The sequence below is a fragment of the Neoalteromonas facilis genome (assembly GCF_002807665.1).
Taxonomy (GTDB): domain Bacteria; phylum Pseudomonadota; class Gammaproteobacteria; order Enterobacterales; family Alteromonadaceae; genus Alteromonas_E; species Alteromonas_E facilis.
The window spans coordinates 273,775-291,677 of record NZ_PEAY01000004.1 but is presented as its reverse complement, the minus strand read 5'-3'; the positions used below and the strand labels follow the sequence as shown (position 1 = coordinate 291,677).

The window sequence follows — 17,903 nt, the reverse complement described above, 5'->3', positions numbered from 1 at the left end:
GAACCTAAGGCCCCCTACCCGTATATTGAAAAAGACGTTTCCTTTACGAATACCAAGGAAGGCATTCGTTTCTCAGGCACGTTAACCTTGCCAGAAAACCCAATAGCAGGCGTCATTTTAATTTCTGGCTCTGGCCCACAAGACAGAGATCAGCTATTTATGGGGCACAGAACCTTTTGGGTGCTTGCCGATCATTTGTCTCGCAATGGAATTGCCGTTCTACGCTACGATGACCGTGGTGTAGGTAAATCTGAAGGGCTCTTCGACAGCTCTACCAGTTACGACTTTGCCGAAGACGCAAGTTCGGCGATATCATTTCTCGCTCAACAAAGTGAACTATCAGCCAGCAAAATAGGGATCATAGGCCACAGTGAAGGTGGCTTAATCGCCCCCATCGTCGCCAACATAAATCCAGCCGTAGACTTCATTGTATTACTGGCTGGCCCAAGCCGATCTGGCCGCTTCGTATCAGAAAATCAAATGCGCAAAATTTTGCTGTCTAACGGTGTCTCAACAGAAACCGCCGAGGCTGGCAGTAGCATTACTAAAAGCTTAAATGATGTCGTACTGAATAATGTAACTCTTCCGCGAGATCAGTTAGCGGAAAAGCTATTAGAAGCGTATGCCACTCAGTGGCAACAAATTCCGCAATCATCTAAACAACAACTGCAGCAACTAGGCGGCGGTTCGTTACCGGCGCAACGTATTAAAATGTTAGGTAGTCCGTGGTATCAAGCCTTTCTTCAGCATGAGCCGGTGAAATATCTGTCTAAACTTACGATACCGACTTACGCACTGTATGGTAGTCGTGACGTACAAGTCAGTGCAGACGATCATGCAGAGGTAATGCGCAACGCATTGAACCATGAAAAGGCGTCAAAAGTTGACGTGTTGACTGATCACAACCACTTGTTTCAGCGCTCTGAGACAGGCGCCATGACTGAATACCAACACATAGAAGAAACGCTTTCTCCCGTAGCACTTTCAGCTATTAATGACTGGATCCACTCACTCAATTAATACATCGTTTTAGCACTCCCATTTATGGAGTGCTAACCCTCTCTGCCATCATTAGACAATGATGGGCCATCTGTACCATCTGCGACTTGAACTGAACCAACGGTAAAGCATGAAATAATAAACATCGGTACTATGTCTCTACTATGCTGGGTACATATTGTTGAATTGCTAGTAGCGGGTGTTAACTCTGAACTACTTTATTCACAGCCTCAAAGAATGGCCATTCATAGTGGTTACTCAAGCGTTTAAAAAATTTGAATGAAAGGTGTTAAACCATGAAAAAGCTTATACAGCTATTGGCTGCTTTATGTTGGTGTGGCGTTGCCGTTGCACACAACCACGATGAACACAAAGGCTTCGATATTAAAGTGACCGATTTAGGTCACGGTATTTATGAACTGCGAACCGACCGTTCAGGCAATACTGCGGTGCTCATTGGTGAAGACGGTGTATTGATGATCGATACCCAGATGGAGCATTTAGTAGAACTTATCGATAGTGAGCAGAAAAAACTATCCAATGGCCGCGATGTTGACCTTATCTTGAATACCCATTTTCATCGCGACCATGTTAGAGGTAACGCGTATTTTAAGCAGCGCGGCGCCATCATTATGGCTCACCCAAATGTTCGTCAATACTTAGAAAATCCGGTTGCACTGAAAGCCTTAGGCCGCGAAGCACCAAGCTTCACGCCTGAATATTTCCCGACGATGGATGTGACCGGCGGAATGTTGATCACCATGAATGGACAGAGCATCAAGCTGCATCACATCCCCAATGCTCATACCAACAGTGACCTTTTTATTCAATTCACAGAAGCCAATGTAATCCATGGAGGGGACCTCGTATCAACTCGACGCTTCCCTTTCATTGATATTGATAATGGAGGTTCAGTCAAAGGGTTCGTTGAAGCACTGCGCAGAATAATTGATATTGCAAATGAAGACACGCGGATCATAGCTGGGCATGGCCCCATAGCAACGACAGAGGACCTAGAAGCAACAATTGCGATGGTAAATGAAACCCATAGCATCGTTAAGGGTCTCGTTGATAAAGGTTTATCCCTTAGCGATATCCAAGCGCTTAACCCGTTACAGGATTACACCGAGCAATGGAATTGGGCCTTTATAACAGCTGAAAGAATGGTCACTACACATTACTACGACATAACAGGCGCACTTGAGTAGCCACGCAAATAAACATATTGAAACGAATAGGCGGTAATCGATGAGACTGAGTAATAAAGTCAAATTTCCTATCTTTGCATTTCTTGCATTAGTAGCGAGTGATAGCTTGGCTAACCAACACATGATTGTTGCGAATGATGGCAAGACAGACGATCACTTTGGCTTCGGCGTAGATATTGATGGCACCACAGTGCTAGTAGGGGCATTTAAGGCTGATATAAACGGCCTTAAAGACGCAGGCGCTGCCTATGTTTATGCTCTAGGTGACAACGGTTGGTATCAGCAAGCAAAACTGGTGGCAGATCCATCCTTCGCTGACGATACGTTGGGCGGCAAAGTCGTCATAAAAAACAATGTTGCAATGTTAGGTGTGATGAGGCGAGATGACAAAGGACAGGACTCTGGCGCTGTCGTCTCATTCGAGCGTACATCGGGCTCCTGGAAACAACACAAAATCTTTACTGCGCCAGACGCGATGCCCGGCGACGCCTATGGTCAGAGTATCGCACTCTCAGAAAACATTCTTGTTGTCGGCGCCCCACGTAGTGACGCGCTAGGCGATGATTCAGGCGCGGCCTATATTTACCAACGCGAAAGCGGGCAATGGCACTTTCAAACCAAAATCACTGCAAGTGACGGTGCGGCGGGTGATCTTTTCGGGATCAGTGTGGCAATCGACGGCGATACTATAGTGGTTGGGGCTGATCTGCATGATGAGAAAGCAGAAAACGCCGGCGCCGTGTATGTATACAAAAACAATAACAACGAATGGTCGCAAGAAGCCAAGCTTGTGGCATCAGATGCTGGCAAAACTGATATTTTTGGCGTCAGGGTTGCCATATCAGGTGATACGGCTCTTATTTCTGCAAGGCGAGATGATATTGATGAGCTAGGCGTAGATGCAGGCTCTGCTTATATATTCGAGCGTTCTGGCAGTACTTGGACGCAAAAAATGAAACTGATATCACCCGACGGGACAGCAGACGACAGGTTCGGACGAAGCGTTGCACTGAGTGGCAACACGGCAATTATTAGCGCGATGAATCATGATGAAAATGGCACTGATGCTGGCGCAGTCTACGTATATCAGAAAGGTGCTAATGGATGGCAATACACTTCCAAAATTGTCGCTGAGAACGGAGCGCCAGGCGATCAATTCGGTTGGAGTGTTGCACTATCAAATGGTGTTGCGGTTATTTCCACGCCAAATCGCGATTCAAATGGTCCAAAGTCAGGGGCGGTATATATTCAACAATTCGTTAAATGAGCAGGCACTGTATTTGAGCCTACAGAACTGCTTTTACAACAATACGAAATATTTAGCAGATGTAATCTTTCACAGGGATTTCACGTTGCTACATCTAACATTCTATTTTCTGAACAACGCCCAGCTTAACTAGCGGGCGTTTTCGAGTGCGTTGGCTTAGTTACTTCTTCCAACTGGCGCAGTGTGTGCTTTATGCGCTCATTATCTTTGTCTATTTTAAGCGCCTCTGCATAGTAGTATTTTGCTTTATTTTTATCCCCGCTGTTTAAGTAAGCCTCGGCCAAGCTATCCAATGCGTTTGAAGAGTCAGGATACTCTTGCACATTTAAGCTAAAGACAGGCAATGCCTGTTCTGCCCCTAAATATTCCATGACCATGTAGCCCAAGGTATTCAGCATCAATTCTGTGCCGGCTAATTGCTCAGCATAATTCGCTTTGAAGTGGGCGTAATGTGCTTTTGCCGTTTCCCACTCTCCAGATTCCAACGCCACTAGCATATTTTCCTTTAGTGCTCTGAGCGGCGTTTGCATTTCTTCTACAATTTCACTTGCCAAAGTATATGAAAAGTCCACAAGGCTAAAACGTCGGAGTATTCCATTGGTTAAGTGAATCACAGTAACCGCCCCCTCCTTTATATCGTCCTTAAAGAAGTGCCTCACGTTTACAGTGTTTGCACCGTGATGTCCAACAACGGAATAGCCATTCATCTCACTTACCTCCCATCCATGTGAGTGGCGTGCCTTTCTTCCGTTTTTAAGGCTTAAAGGAGCCCAGGCTTTCTCGAGTGTTGCTTGGCGTAAAAAGCCGCCGTTCAGTAACGCTGAAAACCACCTAGCCAAGTCACTAGCGCTGCTATTCATGCCATTCGCACCTAAATAATACGCAGGAGGATCATTCCGCATAACACGCTTAATACCCGAAGCAGCTCCTTCATATCGCGTTGCACGTCCATTTATCACATCGAACTCACCACCGAAGTGAGTACTAACAAGCTTGTAAGGCAAAATTGCATTTTCAGTTATAGAGTCTTCAAGGCTCCTTTGGTCAAATTTTTCTACCAACTTTTGTATGTAGTAGAAATTGGTTTGATTGTAACGACTCTGAGTACCGCTGATGAAAGCCATGGGCTCATCAGCAACATGCGCAATTGCTTCTTCACCTGAAAGGTGAGTCATCATATCTTGAGAGTACTCGGGAATGCCGGACATGTGAGAAAGTGCCTGCAATACTGAAACACTCCGCCATTGCTTTGGCATATCAGGGAAATGCTTACCAAGAGTATCACTAAGATCCAGCGCCCCCGTTTCCGCAAGTTGCAAAAGACGGGTCGACACAAACAGTTTTGTTACGGAGTAAATCGAAAAAATGGTGTCGGGTGTAACAGGCACATTAAATTCAATGCTTGCATTGCCAGCGGCATGCAAATACACAAGCTCTCCATGCTTTAAAATGGCAACTGATTGTCCAATAATGCCGTACCGCTTTTGAGCTCGCTGTATATGCTCATTTAGCTTAGTTTCGGTCTGCTTTGATATCCCTTTGCTCAAAGCGAATGGCGAAAACAGCCAGAATAAAAATCCAATATAAACAAACCGCATGAGTTTTCCGTTAGGCCTTGGTTCTCTACTCATCTCAATCAATAACTTTGACCATATTCAGCATCTCAGGCTGAAAACCTAAATTGTCATAGAAGCATCTAGCGTTGGTGTTATTGGCAAAAACCTCCAGATGTATCAAACGACAATCTAACGACTTGGCCCAATCTTCAATCGCTACCATCAACAATTTACCTAATCCTAGGCCTTGTGATTTAGGCGCAATGGCTAACAAAGGTACCGTGATACACACTTCGTCTGACACGCCATCTTTGTGTGTTCGCGCATGGACAAACCCCAACGGGATCTGCTCAACCTCTGCAATCAATGTAATGTTTGGCGTTGACGTTTCAGCGAGCATGTCTCGTATGTAATTATCTTGCATTTGCTGCACTGTCTCTGCGCTGTGCCACTTGAGTTCTGCGACTTCAGCAAGATAGGGGGAAAGCGCAAAGATAAATTCATGATCTCGTGCTTCTGCTTCTCTTATGTTTACTGCTTTTTTCATCTTTTTCTCCAAGTCTCTCTACTGTCTTGCTCGTAAATAAAAAGACCGTAACTATTCAGATTTTACCGCTTCGCTCTTTTTCACAAGCTTCTGCCTGTGATCAAATGCGGCCCCGAGCGCAAGCCCTATTGCGATTCCCAAACCTAAACTGGTGCCCATTTCACCGGATGAAACGCCTACACCAGCGCCTATCGCGCCTCCCAGCACTGCACCAACGCCAATACCAATCTCTTGTCGCTTCGCGCTTTCATTTTTATTTTCCATCTATGTCCACCTAGCGATCGTGTAAAAAGAATTGAGTTGCGCTCAAGCATGCCAGGATGTAATTGCAGTGTCGTTCAAATGGGCCCATTTGAACCCATTTTTCGTGGTCAATGCCTAATGACTTTTAGACAGCGAGTTTCGGTAGGCCGTTGGGCTATGCCCAACCAGTTTTTTGAATGCTGTATTGAATGTCGATTTTGAATTAAAGCCAACATCATAAGCAATAGTTGCTACAAGCTTGTCACTGTCCTGTAGTGCTTTCTTGGCCTCTTCAATGCGAAAGCGATTTACATATTGAAAAAAGTTGGTGTTTAAAAACTGGGACAGCGTTTCTGAAATGTGGTTTTCTGTTTCAGCAATCGATTCTGAAAGCTTATTTAATGACAAGTTGTCGTTCAAAAACAACTGATCATGTGTCATAGCATGCTCTAACTTAGACGCGATCTGTTGCATTCTCTCCTTGCTCAGCAGAACTGTTCTAGTCGCACTGACACGCGGCAATCCTTTTTCAGACGGTTTGAGTATTTTCTGACTCAATGCTTTCTGTATAAAGATTGCCAACGCAATCGACTCTAAAAACGGCAGTAACTTTCCAGATCCGCCCCATACCAACCCCAGCGCGTTGAGGGAAAATTCTATGGCATACATCAACCATACAGCACCCCAGATCACCAAAATCATTCTGAACCAGCCGAACGAACGTTGCTCAATTTCAGAAAAACGTTCCTGGAGCTGTTCCACGTGTGCTCTATGTAACTTGAATGCTAAGAACAAATACACGGTAGTAAATACAATAAAAATGGTTGTGGCAGAGAAACACGTAAACAGGGCTATTTTCCATAACGCAGGATCTTTGGTGGCAGGATCAGCTAGCGCGAGCTTCTCTTCGGGGCTGACCATGAACATAAACGGAATCATTGCCAATACCACCAAAACAGGACCGGATAACGCTAACATCCACAAACGTTTATCAATCCCCTTATCAGGTGACATTGTTGCATGCGCATAAAAATAGAGCGCTGGCCCCAATAACACTCTGAATGGAAACTGAGCACCCGCTAATGCTGGCGCATAAACATATGCCCCCGAGAAGATAAAGAGTTCGCCAAGCAAGTGAACGAGTAGCAGCAGCAAGAGTCCTTGCAGATACACGTTAGGTCTTTCTTTTGGCCTTTTACTCACGTCCAACAAGGCAATTATGGTCATCCCCACCATGCAGGAATATAAAATTGTGGGAATAGGAAAAGCCATAGAATCGCCAAAAGCCTGTTTTCTGTAATAGCCCTCGATCATAGGTTTAAATGACACTGGAGTCCAACCGCCGGCCAGCAGGCCGTATTAGAGTGAAGAACAAGCAACTGGTATCGAGATTCTCCTCTTCAATACCAGCGGCTTCATAGAACGCACTATGCTGGATTAAGCACTTTCAATATGGCTTGTTTTAAGGGTAAAGCCCAAGGCTAAAAAAGACGCTGCTATGACAGCATTGGTGTAGTAGTCCAGCCCAAGGCCTATTTCCATACCTTGTAAAATACCCACCAACAACATAATCCCCCACATTGCCACGGGCACGGTTAATAGTAGCCCTACTTTGCGCTGCGATTGATGCTTTAAAAAAGCAATTGCATTGCTCAAGAAGGATAAGATCATAGACACCATAAACGTTGCTATCAGTAGTAGGAAGCCAACCGGTTGCTGTTCTGGCATGCCTCCACCAACAACAGACATATACAGTATCCATACTACGGCTAACCCCAGTGACAAGCAGGATAGCAAGGCAAAACCAGCTCCCCCCATTGCGAATAGCGGCACATGAGAAGATATGCGCGAGTAAAGCTTAAGTAACCCTAATACACTGAATGTAAACGCTGTTATCGCCGGTATCGCTGGCCATAAGATGGACATTTGCTGTTCTGAATACAAACGTATCCACAGCAACGCCGTATTCAACAGCATAAAAAAACCAGCAATGATAAACAGCCTTGAACCCCAACGACTTGCTTCAAAATTATTCATATTCACAATTCCTACGTCACTTAATCTTACGTAGAGAAAAGTGCCCGAATATGACTTTATTGTCGTCTCAATGGGCCCATTTGAGCGGATTTCTGCTAATTTTCAAATTCAGACATCGCTTTTTCTAGCCTTGCTAAACCCGGGTCCGAACTTTCCTTTGCAATCGCTATCGCTTTCAGCAACTGCTCTTTTGCCTCTTCATATTCCCCCATAGCTAGCAACACTTCACTCATTCCTTCGTGTAAAATAACTTGTTGCGGGTACTTGGCGATTGCCTTTTCAAAGTAAGTTTTAGCGACGTTGAAGTCACCATGCTTGAGGTAGAAACGTCCAAATCGATTTTGCCAATACGCAGAATCATACCGCGCAGTGGTCAATACATCGCTGAAGCTATGCATAAACCGTTTAAAGTACTCGAAGTTATCGCGATTCCACGCCAGCCAAATGAGGTTATTCTTAGTGGAGTCGGATATCCCTGTTGGCATACCAAATCGCTCACCTCGCGCTTTAAAGTATCGTTGTAGGTAGGGCATTCCACCTAATGACACATATTCATCGATACTTCTGAAAGCAAGATATTTGTAGTTGTGGTAGTAGAACTTCAGCCCCTCGTATAACGCCAAATAAGGTAATGATTCATGTGTTTCCTGATTAAACTTTTCGTAACGCCAGGTTAAATTTTTTGGTGTTGATGCGGTCAAAACTTGGGCAAATTGATCACTGTATTTAACGGTAAAAATATCTCGGTCTGAATTTACTAAATAAAGGTATTTTGCTGCCGACAAGGCCTCTGGGACTGCGTCGTGGTATAGCTCACCTCCATTCGACGCAATAACACCAGAAAAAGGTGTATCAGCCTCGAATAGTGAAAATGTGGCGAAAAACGCCCCCGTTTCCCAGCCAAAAAGAACCCGCTCATCGTTAGTCCGGTAGCTAGACTCGATAAACGGGATCAGTTCCTGCTTTAGGGCCTGTTGAAGTAATTCACTCTGAGGTCCAAACCAGGTTCTCCTGATAGGCTCTGGTGATTCAATACCCACGACAATCATTTCAGGCAGTATATCCGGAACTCTGAGAGACTTTTGAATACCGACTGCAGCAGTGAAATGCCATTGACCATCTAATACATACAATACCGGATAGCGAGTTTCCTGCTCTGCATAATCAGCCGGTAAATAAACCTTGAGTTTTAAATCGTGTTGCAACAAATCGGATGTAAGTGTTTGCTCACTACCAATATGAATTGCAATTTCTTTACGCGTACTCTCTGCAGCCTGAAGATGAAAGGCGAATAACAGTAATATCGATAAAAGCCAGTATTTGCTTGAGTTCATTATGGGTTCCTTGTAATCACTTATTCTCTATCGGCCGCCATGCCTGCATTTATCTCTCATGAACTAAAGAAATACCTATAGACTCCTTCCGTTGCAGCCAAACATAAAGTCCCGTCAAAATGGCACATAACAATAAATAGGCGACTTTGGGGTTTATGGTTTGGAAATTAACAAACAGTAAAGCGTACAAGAAAAGAAAAACATATAACGCCTTAGGGCCAAATGCACGTCTACGGAAGCAGCCTATTGCACCGATGACCAGCAAGATCCCCATAGTCCCAAGATAGCTCAGATACATATTAGTAGATAAAGCAAAGATAGCCCTACTTTCTGTTTTACTCATGAAATTGGCGACTTCACCTAACCCTTCTTGCAGATCTGCAAAATTGACAATAGAGAAGCTCTGCATCAATAACAAACCACTTACACCTATCCTTACTGCGCCGTACACTAGAAAGAATGCACTAATCAATACAATACCGCTTTTAATTAAATTCATTTGTCTTCCGTTTAATCAATTATTCAATAACATCAATACAGATTGAGCCTACTGCGCGCTAATTTCACCCTGCAAGCGAGGACCGAAAATATGTGTAAGCTCGCTTAGATATCATAAGATCACTCGTTGAACTAAGTTATAAACGGTCAGTACTTGCAGGGCGAAACTCACGACAGCTGCGTAAGATAGCTTAAGTAGTTCAATGTAAATTGAATGTGAAATAGCACTAATGAATAGTCAGCGTTACAGAGAAAGTGTCTTCGCTAAGAGCCACTCGAAACGCTAAACCGAAACGCTTGGCGAGCTTTTCCATCAGAGTTAACCCTATACCAAACCCCTGCTGATGAGGATCTGGCGCAGAGCTTCTGTCTACACCATTCGAAAACGTCAGGTGTTGATCATATATATCGATAGCCCACTGTAGACTGCCGTTATGAGCTGCTCCGTGGTGGATCACGTTCTGCAATAGATTAAACACCATGAGTTCTAGTACTTCTGTTGGCATTGGCAATGACAAAGGAGCATGCGATGTGATAGTCGTATTCACTTTGTGAGTACGCTGCAATTCATCAAGACTTTGCAGAGTGCTTTCAATAACAGTATGGGCGTCAATGTGCCCGTCAAAGGTGTGGTCTGAAGTTATCCATAATAATCCACTACTGATACGCTTCATACGCGCAACTGAGTTTCGTAAGCGAGCATAGGCTGGTGCTTCTATTACCTTAGGATTAGACACTTCAAGTAGCTCTAACGAGTGCGTCATTACCTGCAATGGTGTGCGTAGCTCGTGTGCCATGCTTTGACTAAACGCTGCCTGTTGCTCCATCACATAGGCTTTTTGCTCCAAAGTAACCAACAATTCCTCTGCGATCTGTTTCACGTCACGCTCCGCAATATCTGAAATAACCGATTGATTGCTATGCGTACCCGATTGGTAATCGGTGAATAATTTGCTGAGCTGTTGAAACGGTTTTAAAGCATGTCTAGAGGTAATGGATGCCACCCAAACCGAAAGCAACAAAGCCGGAATCAAAACCAGAAACAAGAGCCTTGTGATATCGCCTATCGCGCGTGAAACTCGTGGTGTGTCTGTTATATCAAGCACTAGAAAACCACTCTCAATTGCCATGTAGTGATAATGCCGATTAGAAGCACTGAACTCGCCATGCGTCTCGCTTTCACTGACTTCATAATTGAGGTTTGGAATGCTTTTATTCATGTTGTATTGGGACAAATCAGGCGTAAACACGACATTCTCTGGTAAGCTTTTATTTTGCCGATATTCATTCAATGCTACGGTTAGCCGCTCCTTATATACCGCGTCTTCAAATGAATAGACGACAAACATCGTCGTCGCAGAAAACAGCAAGAAAAGTGCTATGGTTAACAAGGCAATACTTTTCTTTAGCCGGCCCGATAATGTTGCTGCACTAAGCGAAAACAAGCTATTTCTCATGTTCCACCTCATCGGCAACAATAAACTTGTACCCAACGCCTTTGACTGTGTGGATAAACGATTGATTGAACATTGCTAGCATTTGCTTGCGCAGCTTGTAGATGTGCGCCCGCAATGGGTCGCTTTCCGGTGTATCTTCCCCCCATAGCGCGCGGTGAATAGACTCAACTTTTACCACTGATGGAGCATGTTGCATTAGTAGCTTTAGGATATCGAAACCCACTTGATGTAGCTGAAGTTCAATGCTGCCGGCTTGAAGCGTCATGCTGTCGTGTAGCAGCGTTACTCCGTTAACCGTAGTATGTTTGGTTGCACTACCTTGCCCTTTGCTTTTGGCTAAATTAGTCTTCACACGTGCAGACAATTCAGCAAACGAATACGGCTTAACCAAATAATCCCATGCTCCTGAATCAAAGCCCGCCAAAATATCTTTTTCTTCTGCACGAGCCGACATTATGATCACCGGCACATGCGTCAGATTCTCAGTCAGTAAAGATCGACAAACATCTAAACCGTCAACAAATGGCAAGTTGAGATCGAGCAGAACGAGGTCGTATTGATTACAATCCAGCAGCGCTAATGCTTGCTTTCCATTATACGCAAAGTCTAATTCATGACTCTGCGCTTCCAGAAATTCAGCAAGTCCTTGTGCAATATCCACATCATCTTCGACGACTAAGATTGTAGCCATAATTGCCGCTTACCCTCTTTCTTTCGATTGATCTTCGAGCATTTTATAGACGTGTGGGATCATCCATTTCTCCATACCAACCCAACCATCTTCTACTTGAAACATAACAACTACTTGCAAGCTTGATTCAGGGTCTGCCCAAAAAATGGTTCCGCCCATACCTCCCCAAAAGAAAGAACCTTGCTTACGCGTGTCGCCGGCTATTTCTTTAACACCCACACCATAGCCAAATCCGACGCCTTTATACACGCGGGGCATGAAGTGCGTATCAAGCCCTTGTGTGTGTGAGCTTATCATTGTCTCAACTAAAGTTTTCGACAATATACGTTTGCCATTAAACTCACCTTTGTTGAGCAACATGCTTACGAAGTTAGCATAATCTTGCGCGGTCGAAACCAAACCACCACCACCAGACAACAATGTCGGTTGTTCCAAGAAGTCTGATTCTTCCGCTGATTCCACGAATAAAATCAGTTCTTTGTCGAACTCATATGCTTTTTCAAACGTGCCTGCATCATACTCATACATATCGACGAAGCGCTGCACTTGGTCACTCGGTACTGCAAAATGCGTATCTTGCATGTTCAGCGGCTTAAACAAGTTTTCTTGAAAGTATTGTTCCAGACTTTGCTGACTCACAGCCTCAACAATCGCGCCTTGAATATCACTGGCAATGCTGTATTCAAAACGTTCGCCCGGCGCAAATTTAAGATCAATACCGGAAAGGTCATCAACCATGTCCTCCAATGTATTGCTGCGTGATAACGGATTGGCTAATAGATAGCGAATGTCGACCCAATTCTTTAGGCCGCCACCATATCCGAACCCCGCGGTATGTGTGAGTAGCTGGTGAACCGTCACAACTTGTTGCTCGCCGTCAAATTCAAACACGTCGAACTCCGGCAAGTAGGTACGAATATCTTCATCCAACTGCACTAAACCTTTATCTACCAGTTGCAGTAACGCAACTGCAGTTAGTGGTTTCGTCATCGAGTAAATTCGAAAAATGCTGTCGGTATTAACGGGCTGACGATCCTCTAAGTTCACTACGCCAAAGGCCTCGTGCATAAGCAGTTCGTCATTATGGCGAATATGAACAACAGCACCGGGCAATTGGTTTTCTGCGAGCAATTGCGATAGGTTGTCGCGGAATGTTTGTAGCGACTCAGATGCTGCAGCAGAGGATGAAACAAATGCCAGTGCTAGGGCGATTGGGCGTATACAATTCAATAAGTTCATGTAGGCTTTCCTTGTTGGCCAAGAATGAATGACACAAGGCTACGCAAAGACAGGTAAATCGAATGTAAATTGGTGCTTTGATACGCGAATGACTTCGCTGCACAATTAGGCCGAAAACTTATCGCGCAAAAGGGCTATGCCTGTAAGTTACATAAATGAAAAAATTCATAAAACTTCAACAAATTGGTTTTAATATGGCCAACTGATAACTCATAATAATTCAAAATGGAATTTACAATGAAAGTACTATTTAGCCTTAGCTGGTTACTAATTGCCTCTTTTTCAGCGTCAGCCAACGATGACGTCGTTGACTTACACACGCTTGCACAAAGTTATTTCGACAAAATGGTTGCTACGCAGGCGCCCAACGCCTCAAAAGAAGATTTGGAGCAATTTTTGTCACTCATGACAGATGACGTTGGCTCAACCCACTTACCTTATGTAACCGATGATGCGCGTTTACCTAGCGGCAAAAATGATATGCGTGAAGGTATGATGTTCTACTTGGGTGCGCACACTGAATACACTGCCGAGGTACTGAACATTTTCACGTTTAATCAAACTGCAATTGCGATTCGTTACAAGAATCACGCGAAGGGAATACACCCGCAAAGCAAACAACCAATCGAGTACACAAGAACTCTGCTTGATGTGCTTGAAGTTGAGAACGGCAAAATAGCGGTTATTCGCAAGTATCACGAATAACCAAAAAGCTTGCCTGATGTTAAATACACAGCATCAGGCAATTCAAATGCTCATTGACTCTGATCATGCTGTACTACCAATTCATACAAACGCTGTATCAACGCTTCAGGGTAATTATCGATGTCGTTAGTCGATACAAATATGAACACATCCAGTGAAGGGTAATAACTGAACTCCGCAAAGGAATAGCCGTTGGAGCCGTTGTGTGTGATCCGCTTCTGCCCATTTTCAGACGTGATTGCCCAACCATACCCATAGTGCCAAGTACCAGAGTCATTCTCGGCGACATGCGGCGTAAACATGCTCTCCCAGCTCTTTTCAGACAAAATAGATTTACGCCGTAAAGCTAGATACCACTTGAACATGTCTTCTTGTGTAGATACAAAGCCACCTGCCCCCTCGAACCATCGCTCACCCTCATTTTCATTTAGATGGGCTAAGGAGTGACCAACCGGCTTACTCTTCGCTTGAATACCAAACATGCGTTGAAACGCATTGGGATCAGCTCCGTAATTAACGGCCAAATGAGACTCGTCGTATTGGGGTATCCGATACCCTGTTTGCCTCAAATCTGCCGGGAGTAAAATCTCTTCACGAATAAATTGCTCCCAATTCTCGCCGGACACTTTTTCAATCACTCTAGCCAACAAACTATAACCAATGTTGGAATACTGATATTGAGTTCCTGGCTCAAACGAGAGTTTCACCTTGAATGCTTCTCTTGCTAGAACATCATGGGGCAAGACTTCATAAAGTTGTTTACCTTTGAAATTGGTTGGAAAACCTGAACTTTGCGAGAGTAGTTGATGCAAGGTTATCGATCGCTTGTCTTCCGGTACATCGTCGAAAAACGCAGGTAAAGTATCTGATAGGGATAGCTTATCTTGCTCCGCAAGTTTTAAAATCGCAGTGGCCACAAACTGCTTGGTAACTGAGCCGATACCGAAAACCGTGCGCTCTGTGTAAGCGGCATTCGTTTCTCGATTTGCAATTCCATACTGCCGCTGAAGCAATATTGTTTCCCCGTCAGCAATGAGCAAATTACCAGAGAAATTTTGCTCAACAAGTTCATTGTGAATGCACGTTAGGTTTATGGACTGTTCTGCATACCCGGCTGGGATCAGTCCTACTATTAAAAAGCATGAGAATATCGGTTTTATTATCAACCTTAGCATTTGCATCAATACTGACCTATTAAGTTACGCTTGCGCGCTAATTGTTCGAAACGAGAAAACGTTAACCACCCGATAGCGAGATAAATACCAGAATTCGCGATCACAATAGCCAGTTGTTCAAGCAGCAACGGCTTGCCGTTTAAAATCACTTCGCGCGCCAGTGATGCGCCTGGCACAAAAGGTAAAAACGTCATCGGATTCACTGGAAACGCATCCATTGCGACGATCCCCATCAAACCTAACGCCAAAAACGCACCTATCGTTTCTACCTTTTTAAAGACTAAGGCAAAAGCGCTAATGAACAGACCTAAACCAATCAACGCGGGCGCACCTATTAGTAAAATTGCATAGAGTGCAAAGAAATTGATACTTAACCAGTTACCGGTTAACCACATCACCACATACGCGAGGACGATCAATACCACAAACCCACTGACCATCTCGGCAAGAGCTCTACTCAGCAACAAGCGAACAATTCCTTGAGGGCATAAAAACAATTGTTCAATATAACCCCGCTGGGTATCTTCAATCAGGCTTTTGGTAATCGCTCCGTACGCATTAGAAGCGAACATCCACAACAAAAAGCCAAACACTAAACCATCCAGCGATTGTGCGTCCTGTGATTCAACAGCGAAACTTTTTACACCATAAAATACACCAATGAACATGGCTGTGATAAAGAGAAGACCTGACACTGTTTCAAACCAATACTGGCGCATTTCCATTAGCTGAAGTCGAAACTCGTTGGCGATTAAATGTAATTTCATACTGCATCCTCTGCCACAAGTGACTGATAAGCTTGTTCCATTGTCATTGGCTGAACACTTAACTCTGAAGGATTAACTTGATGGCTATGCAGGTAGTGCATCGTTGCCAAACACTGCTGAGGCTCGTCGAATTGTACGTTGAGTACATCTTCTTTCAATGCAAACGTGTGTCGTCCTAGCCATAATGGGATCAAGTCGTTTACATCAACAGACGGCGGTAAGCTGACGGCCAGCCTATAGCGAAACAAACGAGACTTTAACGCTTCGATGTTGCCATCAAACAAGCAACGGCCCTGTTCCAATACCACGACACGTGTGCACAAATCATCAATGAAACCCATATCATGGCTCGTGATCAAAAAACCTTGCTCATCATGCTGCGCTTGATAGCGAATGATGTTGCGTAGTTCTTCTACAGTAGTGAAATCAAGTCCGAGGGTGGGTTCATCGAGCAACAAAAGGTCTGGAGAGTAAGACAGAGCGCTCAGCATAGCCGCCTTTTGCTTATTCCCCGTTGAGAGCTTCATCACCTCTTTCTTGCGATGAACATCTAAGCCTAATCGCTTTTCAAGATCGTCAATTTTAGTCCGGACAGCTTTACCTGAGAAACCTCGCAAACGGGCAAAATACTCTGCGTTTTGTGCCGCAGTCAGTCGATAATTCGTATTGCGGCTGCCCCCTAAAACGGCACCAACACTTCTAAGATATTCAGACATGCCGCGCACCGACTCACCATCAAAATGAATATCGCCCGCATCCCAATCTAGCAGGCGGCAAATTGCGTTTATCGTGGTCGTTTTCCCAGAACCATTCGCGCCAAGAAGAGCAACGACTTCACCTCGGGAAACAGAAAAAGAGACATCGATTAAGGCAGGCGAACCCGCGTAGGATTTGGCCAGTCCCTGAACTTCAAGCATTCCGTATTTCCTTATGTACTAAAAGATAATGTGTTCGCTGAAATGAACGAATACCTAATAGTCATGAACTTTGAGTTTTCATTACAAATTACTTGCGATTTTTCGTTTGATTGCTGTTGTGTTGTTATCAATGGAAAAAGAAACCGTGCCGCAAGCGCACTCAATCCGCGTTGCTGCTCTCGTAGTCCACGCCATCACAATAGCGCTGAGTACTGTTTGCATTCGCAAATCCGTTATATTTTTTGTTGTTTCCCGCCATTATAAGGGCAGTGAGAAAGCCGATGAGCGGCAGCAATAGACTGACATATATCAAGGTAGTTTTACGTTTGGCAGACAGTTTGAATGAATCTTTGACTACCAAGCACGCATACAGTGCTAACAGAAAGTGCCCTACTGCGCCTCCGATACCTAACCAAAACATATTCATTTCTAACATTGCCTGCACCTCGTAGATGATGACGCCGTATATGTGGTAGCTGTACAATTCATTCCATGCTCTATCAAAGAGCTGGCTTAGCAAACACTATCAGGCTTTATGTTTACCAGTGCAAGCCCTTAGCAAAAATAACTTGCAGGAAAGAGACCCCAACCTAGTTCGTCCATTCAATTTTAGGGTGACTAAAAGCCAAAAGAGCATGGGAACTACCTGAAAATCTAACGCCAACCGTTAAAAAGCCGGCACAGATACTGACCGGCATTTACCTAATGTCAGGTTGGACTTAAAACACGTTATAACGAATATTCCCAAAATACCGCTGAACCCGACTTCTCATCCAGCGCGTAACCTTTGAAGCCGTACTTTTGGTAAGCAGCTTTGGCGCGCTCATTTCCTTCTAGCACTTCTAGGGTAATTTTACAGCTACCACGCTTTATCGCCTCATCGCGCACAGCGTCAAGTAACTGCTGTCCGACATATTGTCCACGGCACTGCGGCGCGACATAGCAGTCGTGAATGTTCACCAGTGGCTTAGCTTTAAAAGTCGAAAATCCAGTGAAGCAATTCGCTAGTGCTATGGGCTCATCGCTGCCTTCTTCGTAACCTAATATCGAGAATGCTGTAGGCTGCTGCTGAAGTTTCTCTATCAATGTATTTTTAACTTCATCTGCCAGAGGTTCGCCACCTCCCATAGGATCGGTTGCATATGCATTTAGCAACTCAATTACATATTTGGCATCAGTCGGGTTGTGGTAATCAGCAAGCTTAAAGTGAAATGACATAAAAAATTCAGGCCTAAGTTAACGTGCGCCAAGACTATCTTAGAT

Annotated in this window: 18 protein-coding genes and 1 pseudogene; 4 read left to right on the top strand and 15 right to left on the bottom strand. The window is 44.4% G+C overall.

Annotated elements, in window-relative coordinates; genetic code table 11:
- Positions 1–3: 3 nt before the first annotated feature.
- From CSH93_RS12735 to CSH93_RS12725, 3 genes and pseudogenes are all read left to right on the top strand, one after another.
- Positions 4–1,020, top strand: a pseudogene (locus tag CSH93_RS12735) (alpha/beta hydrolase family protein); the annotation flags it as partial.
- Between the two features lie 275 nt (positions 1,021–1,295).
- Entirely contained in the window at positions 1,296–2,207 is a 912-nt protein-coding gene (locus tag CSH93_RS12730) for an MBL fold metallo-hydrolase (protein ID WP_100643642.1), read from the top strand.
- A 40-nt stretch (positions 2,208–2,247) separates the two neighbouring features.
- Positions 2,248–3,474 (top strand): hypothetical protein, encoded by a 1,227-nt coding sequence (locus CSH93_RS12725; protein WP_100643641.1) that lies wholly within the window; start codon positions 2,248–2,250, stop codon positions 3,472–3,474.
- Between the two features lie 125 nt (positions 3,475–3,599).
- Here CSH93_RS12725 and CSH93_RS12720 read toward each other — a convergent pair whose 3' ends face one another.
- The 10 genes from CSH93_RS12720 to CSH93_RS12675 all read right to left on the bottom strand — a co-directional run bounded on the left by CSH93_RS12720 (position 3,600) and on the right by CSH93_RS12675 (position 13,076).
- On the bottom strand, positions 3,600–5,072 hold the full coding sequence (locus tag CSH93_RS12720) for a serine hydrolase domain-containing protein (RefSeq protein ID WP_164078364.1): 1,473 nt from the start codon (positions 5,070–5,072) through the stop codon (positions 3,600–3,602).
- Positions 5,073–5,106: 34 nt separating this feature from the next.
- Entirely contained in the window at positions 5,107–5,577 is a 471-nt protein-coding gene (locus tag CSH93_RS12715; RefSeq protein ID WP_100643639.1) for a GNAT family N-acetyltransferase, read from the bottom strand.
- 51 nt (positions 5,578–5,628) lie between these two features.
- The gene (locus CSH93_RS12710) at positions 5,629–5,841 is read right to left on the bottom strand and encodes a glycine zipper family protein (protein ID WP_100643638.1); all 213 of its coding nucleotides are present in this window, start codon (positions 5,839–5,841) and stop codon (positions 5,629–5,631) included.
- Positions 5,842–5,955: 114 nt separating this feature from the next.
- Positions 5,956–7,092 (bottom strand): helix-turn-helix domain-containing protein, encoded by a 1,137-nt coding sequence (locus CSH93_RS12705; RefSeq protein ID WP_205663328.1) that lies wholly within the window; start codon positions 7,090–7,092, stop codon positions 5,956–5,958.
- 165 nt (positions 7,093–7,257) lie between these two features.
- Positions 7,258–7,857, bottom strand: coding sequence for a hypothetical protein (locus tag CSH93_RS12700; RefSeq protein ID WP_100643636.1), 600 nt, complete (start codon positions 7,855–7,857; stop codon positions 7,258–7,260).
- Between the two features lie 95 nt (positions 7,858–7,952).
- Positions 7,953–9,191, bottom strand: coding sequence for an alpha/beta hydrolase-fold protein (locus CSH93_RS12695; RefSeq protein WP_100643635.1), 1,239 nt, complete (start codon positions 9,189–9,191; stop codon positions 7,953–7,955).
- 49 nt (positions 9,192–9,240) lie between these two features.
- Entirely contained in the window at positions 9,241–9,690 is a 450-nt protein-coding gene (locus CSH93_RS12690; RefSeq protein ID WP_100643634.1) for a hypothetical protein, read from the bottom strand.
- Between the two features lie 226 nt (positions 9,691–9,916).
- On the bottom strand, positions 9,917–11,146 hold the full coding sequence (locus CSH93_RS12685; protein WP_100643633.1) for a sensor histidine kinase: 1,230 nt from the start codon (positions 11,144–11,146) through the stop codon (positions 9,917–9,919).
- Positions 11,136–11,837 (bottom strand): response regulator transcription factor, encoded by a 702-nt coding sequence (locus tag CSH93_RS12680; protein WP_100643632.1) that lies wholly within the window; start codon positions 11,835–11,837, stop codon positions 11,136–11,138. Before CSH93_RS12680 ends, CSH93_RS12685 begins: the two co-directional genes overlap by 11 nt.
- A gap of 9 nt (positions 11,838–11,846) precedes the next feature.
- The gene (locus tag CSH93_RS12675; protein WP_100643631.1) at positions 11,847–13,076 is read right to left on the bottom strand and encodes a serine hydrolase domain-containing protein; all 1,230 of its coding nucleotides are present in this window, start codon (positions 13,074–13,076) and stop codon (positions 11,847–11,849) included.
- A gap of 237 nt (positions 13,077–13,313) precedes the next feature.
- Between CSH93_RS12675 and CSH93_RS12670 the strand changes: the two genes are divergently transcribed.
- Positions 13,314–13,781, top strand: coding sequence for a nuclear transport factor 2 family protein (locus tag CSH93_RS12670; protein ID WP_100643630.1), 468 nt, complete (start codon positions 13,314–13,316; stop codon positions 13,779–13,781).
- A 50-nt stretch (positions 13,782–13,831) separates the two neighbouring features.
- On the opposite strand, the gene CSH93_RS12665 is transcribed toward CSH93_RS12670, so the two are convergent.
- From CSH93_RS12665 to CSH93_RS12645, 5 genes are all read right to left on the bottom strand, one after another.
- On the bottom strand, positions 13,832–14,962 hold the full coding sequence (locus CSH93_RS12665) for a serine hydrolase domain-containing protein (RefSeq protein WP_100643629.1): 1,131 nt from the start codon (positions 14,960–14,962) through the stop codon (positions 13,832–13,834).
- Positions 14,962–15,723, bottom strand: coding sequence for an ABC transporter permease (locus CSH93_RS12660; RefSeq protein ID WP_100643628.1), 762 nt, complete (start codon positions 15,721–15,723; stop codon positions 14,962–14,964). The genes CSH93_RS12665 and CSH93_RS12660 overlap by 1 nt, the downstream gene beginning before the upstream one ends.
- A complete protein-coding gene (locus CSH93_RS12655; RefSeq protein WP_100643627.1) occupies positions 15,720–16,640 on the bottom strand; it encodes an ABC transporter ATP-binding protein in 921 nt (306 codons plus the stop codon). Before CSH93_RS12655 ends, CSH93_RS12660 begins: the two co-directional genes overlap by 4 nt.
- A gap of 160 nt (positions 16,641–16,800) precedes the next feature.
- Positions 16,801–17,076, bottom strand: coding sequence for a hypothetical protein (locus tag CSH93_RS12650; protein WP_100643626.1), 276 nt, complete (start codon positions 17,074–17,076; stop codon positions 16,801–16,803).
- Between the two features lie 293 nt (positions 17,077–17,369).
- A complete protein-coding gene (locus CSH93_RS12645) occupies positions 17,370–17,858 on the bottom strand; it encodes a GNAT family N-acetyltransferase (RefSeq protein WP_100643625.1) in 489 nt (162 codons plus the stop codon).
- Positions 17,859–17,903 lie beyond the last annotated feature (45 nt).

Excerpts from the sequence above, each read along its gene's own strand:
- CSH93_RS12660 (WP_100643628.1), bottom strand. The coding sequence starts at position 15,723 with ATGAAATTACATTTAATCGCCAACGAGTTTCGACTTCAGCTAATGGAA.
- CSH93_RS12730 (WP_100643642.1), top strand. The coding sequence starts at position 1,296 with ATGAAAAAGCTTATACAGCTATTGGCTGCTTTATGTTGGTGTGGCGTT.
- CSH93_RS12645 (WP_100643625.1), bottom strand. The coding sequence starts at position 17,858 with ATGTCATTTCACTTTAAGCTTGCTGATTACCACAACCCGACTGATGCC.
- CSH93_RS12675 (WP_100643631.1), bottom strand. The coding sequence starts at position 13,076 with ATGAACTTATTGAATTGTATACGCCCAATCGCCCTAGCACTGGCATTT.
- CSH93_RS12725 (WP_100643641.1), top strand. The coding sequence starts at position 2,248 with ATGAGACTGAGTAATAAAGTCAAATTTCCTATCTTTGCATTTCTTGCA.
- CSH93_RS12690 (WP_100643634.1), bottom strand. The coding sequence starts at position 9,690 with ATGAATTTAATTAAAAGCGGTATTGTATTGATTAGTGCATTCTTTCTA.
- CSH93_RS12710 (WP_100643638.1), bottom strand. The coding sequence starts at position 5,841 with ATGGAAAATAAAAATGAAAGCGCGAAGCGACAAGAGATTGGTATTGGC.
- CSH93_RS12720 (WP_164078364.1), bottom strand. The coding sequence starts at position 5,072 with ATGCGGTTTGTTTATATTGGATTTTTATTCTGGCTGTTTTCGCCATTC.
- CSH93_RS12695 (WP_100643635.1), bottom strand. The coding sequence starts at position 9,191 with ATGAACTCAAGCAAATACTGGCTTTTATCGATATTACTGTTATTCGCC.
- CSH93_RS12715 (WP_100643639.1), bottom strand. The coding sequence starts at position 5,577 with ATGAAAAAAGCAGTAAACATAAGAGAAGCAGAAGCACGAGATCATGAA.
- CSH93_RS12680 (WP_100643632.1), bottom strand. The coding sequence starts at position 11,837 with ATGGCTACAATCTTAGTCGTCGAAGATGATGTGGATATTGCACAAGGA.
- CSH93_RS12670 (WP_100643630.1), top strand. The coding sequence starts at position 13,314 with ATGAAAGTACTATTTAGCCTTAGCTGGTTACTAATTGCCTCTTTTTCA.
- CSH93_RS12700 (WP_100643636.1), bottom strand. The coding sequence starts at position 7,857 with ATGAATAATTTTGAAGCAAGTCGTTGGGGTTCAAGGCTGTTTATCATT.
- CSH93_RS12665 (WP_100643629.1), bottom strand. The coding sequence starts at position 14,962 with ATGCAAATGCTAAGGTTGATAATAAAACCGATATTCTCATGCTTTTTA.
- CSH93_RS12685 (WP_100643633.1), bottom strand. The coding sequence starts at position 11,146 with ATGAGAAATAGCTTGTTTTCGCTTAGTGCAGCAACATTATCGGGCCGG.
- CSH93_RS12655 (WP_100643627.1), bottom strand. The coding sequence starts at position 16,640 with ATGCTTGAAGTTCAGGGACTGGCCAAATCCTACGCGGGTTCGCCTGCC.
- CSH93_RS12650 (WP_100643626.1), bottom strand. The coding sequence starts at position 17,076 with ATGTTAGAAATGAATATGTTTTGGTTAGGTATCGGAGGCGCAGTAGGG.
- CSH93_RS12705 (WP_205663328.1), bottom strand. The coding sequence starts at position 7,092 with ATGGCTTTTCCTATTCCCACAATTTTATATTCCTGCATGGTGGGGATG.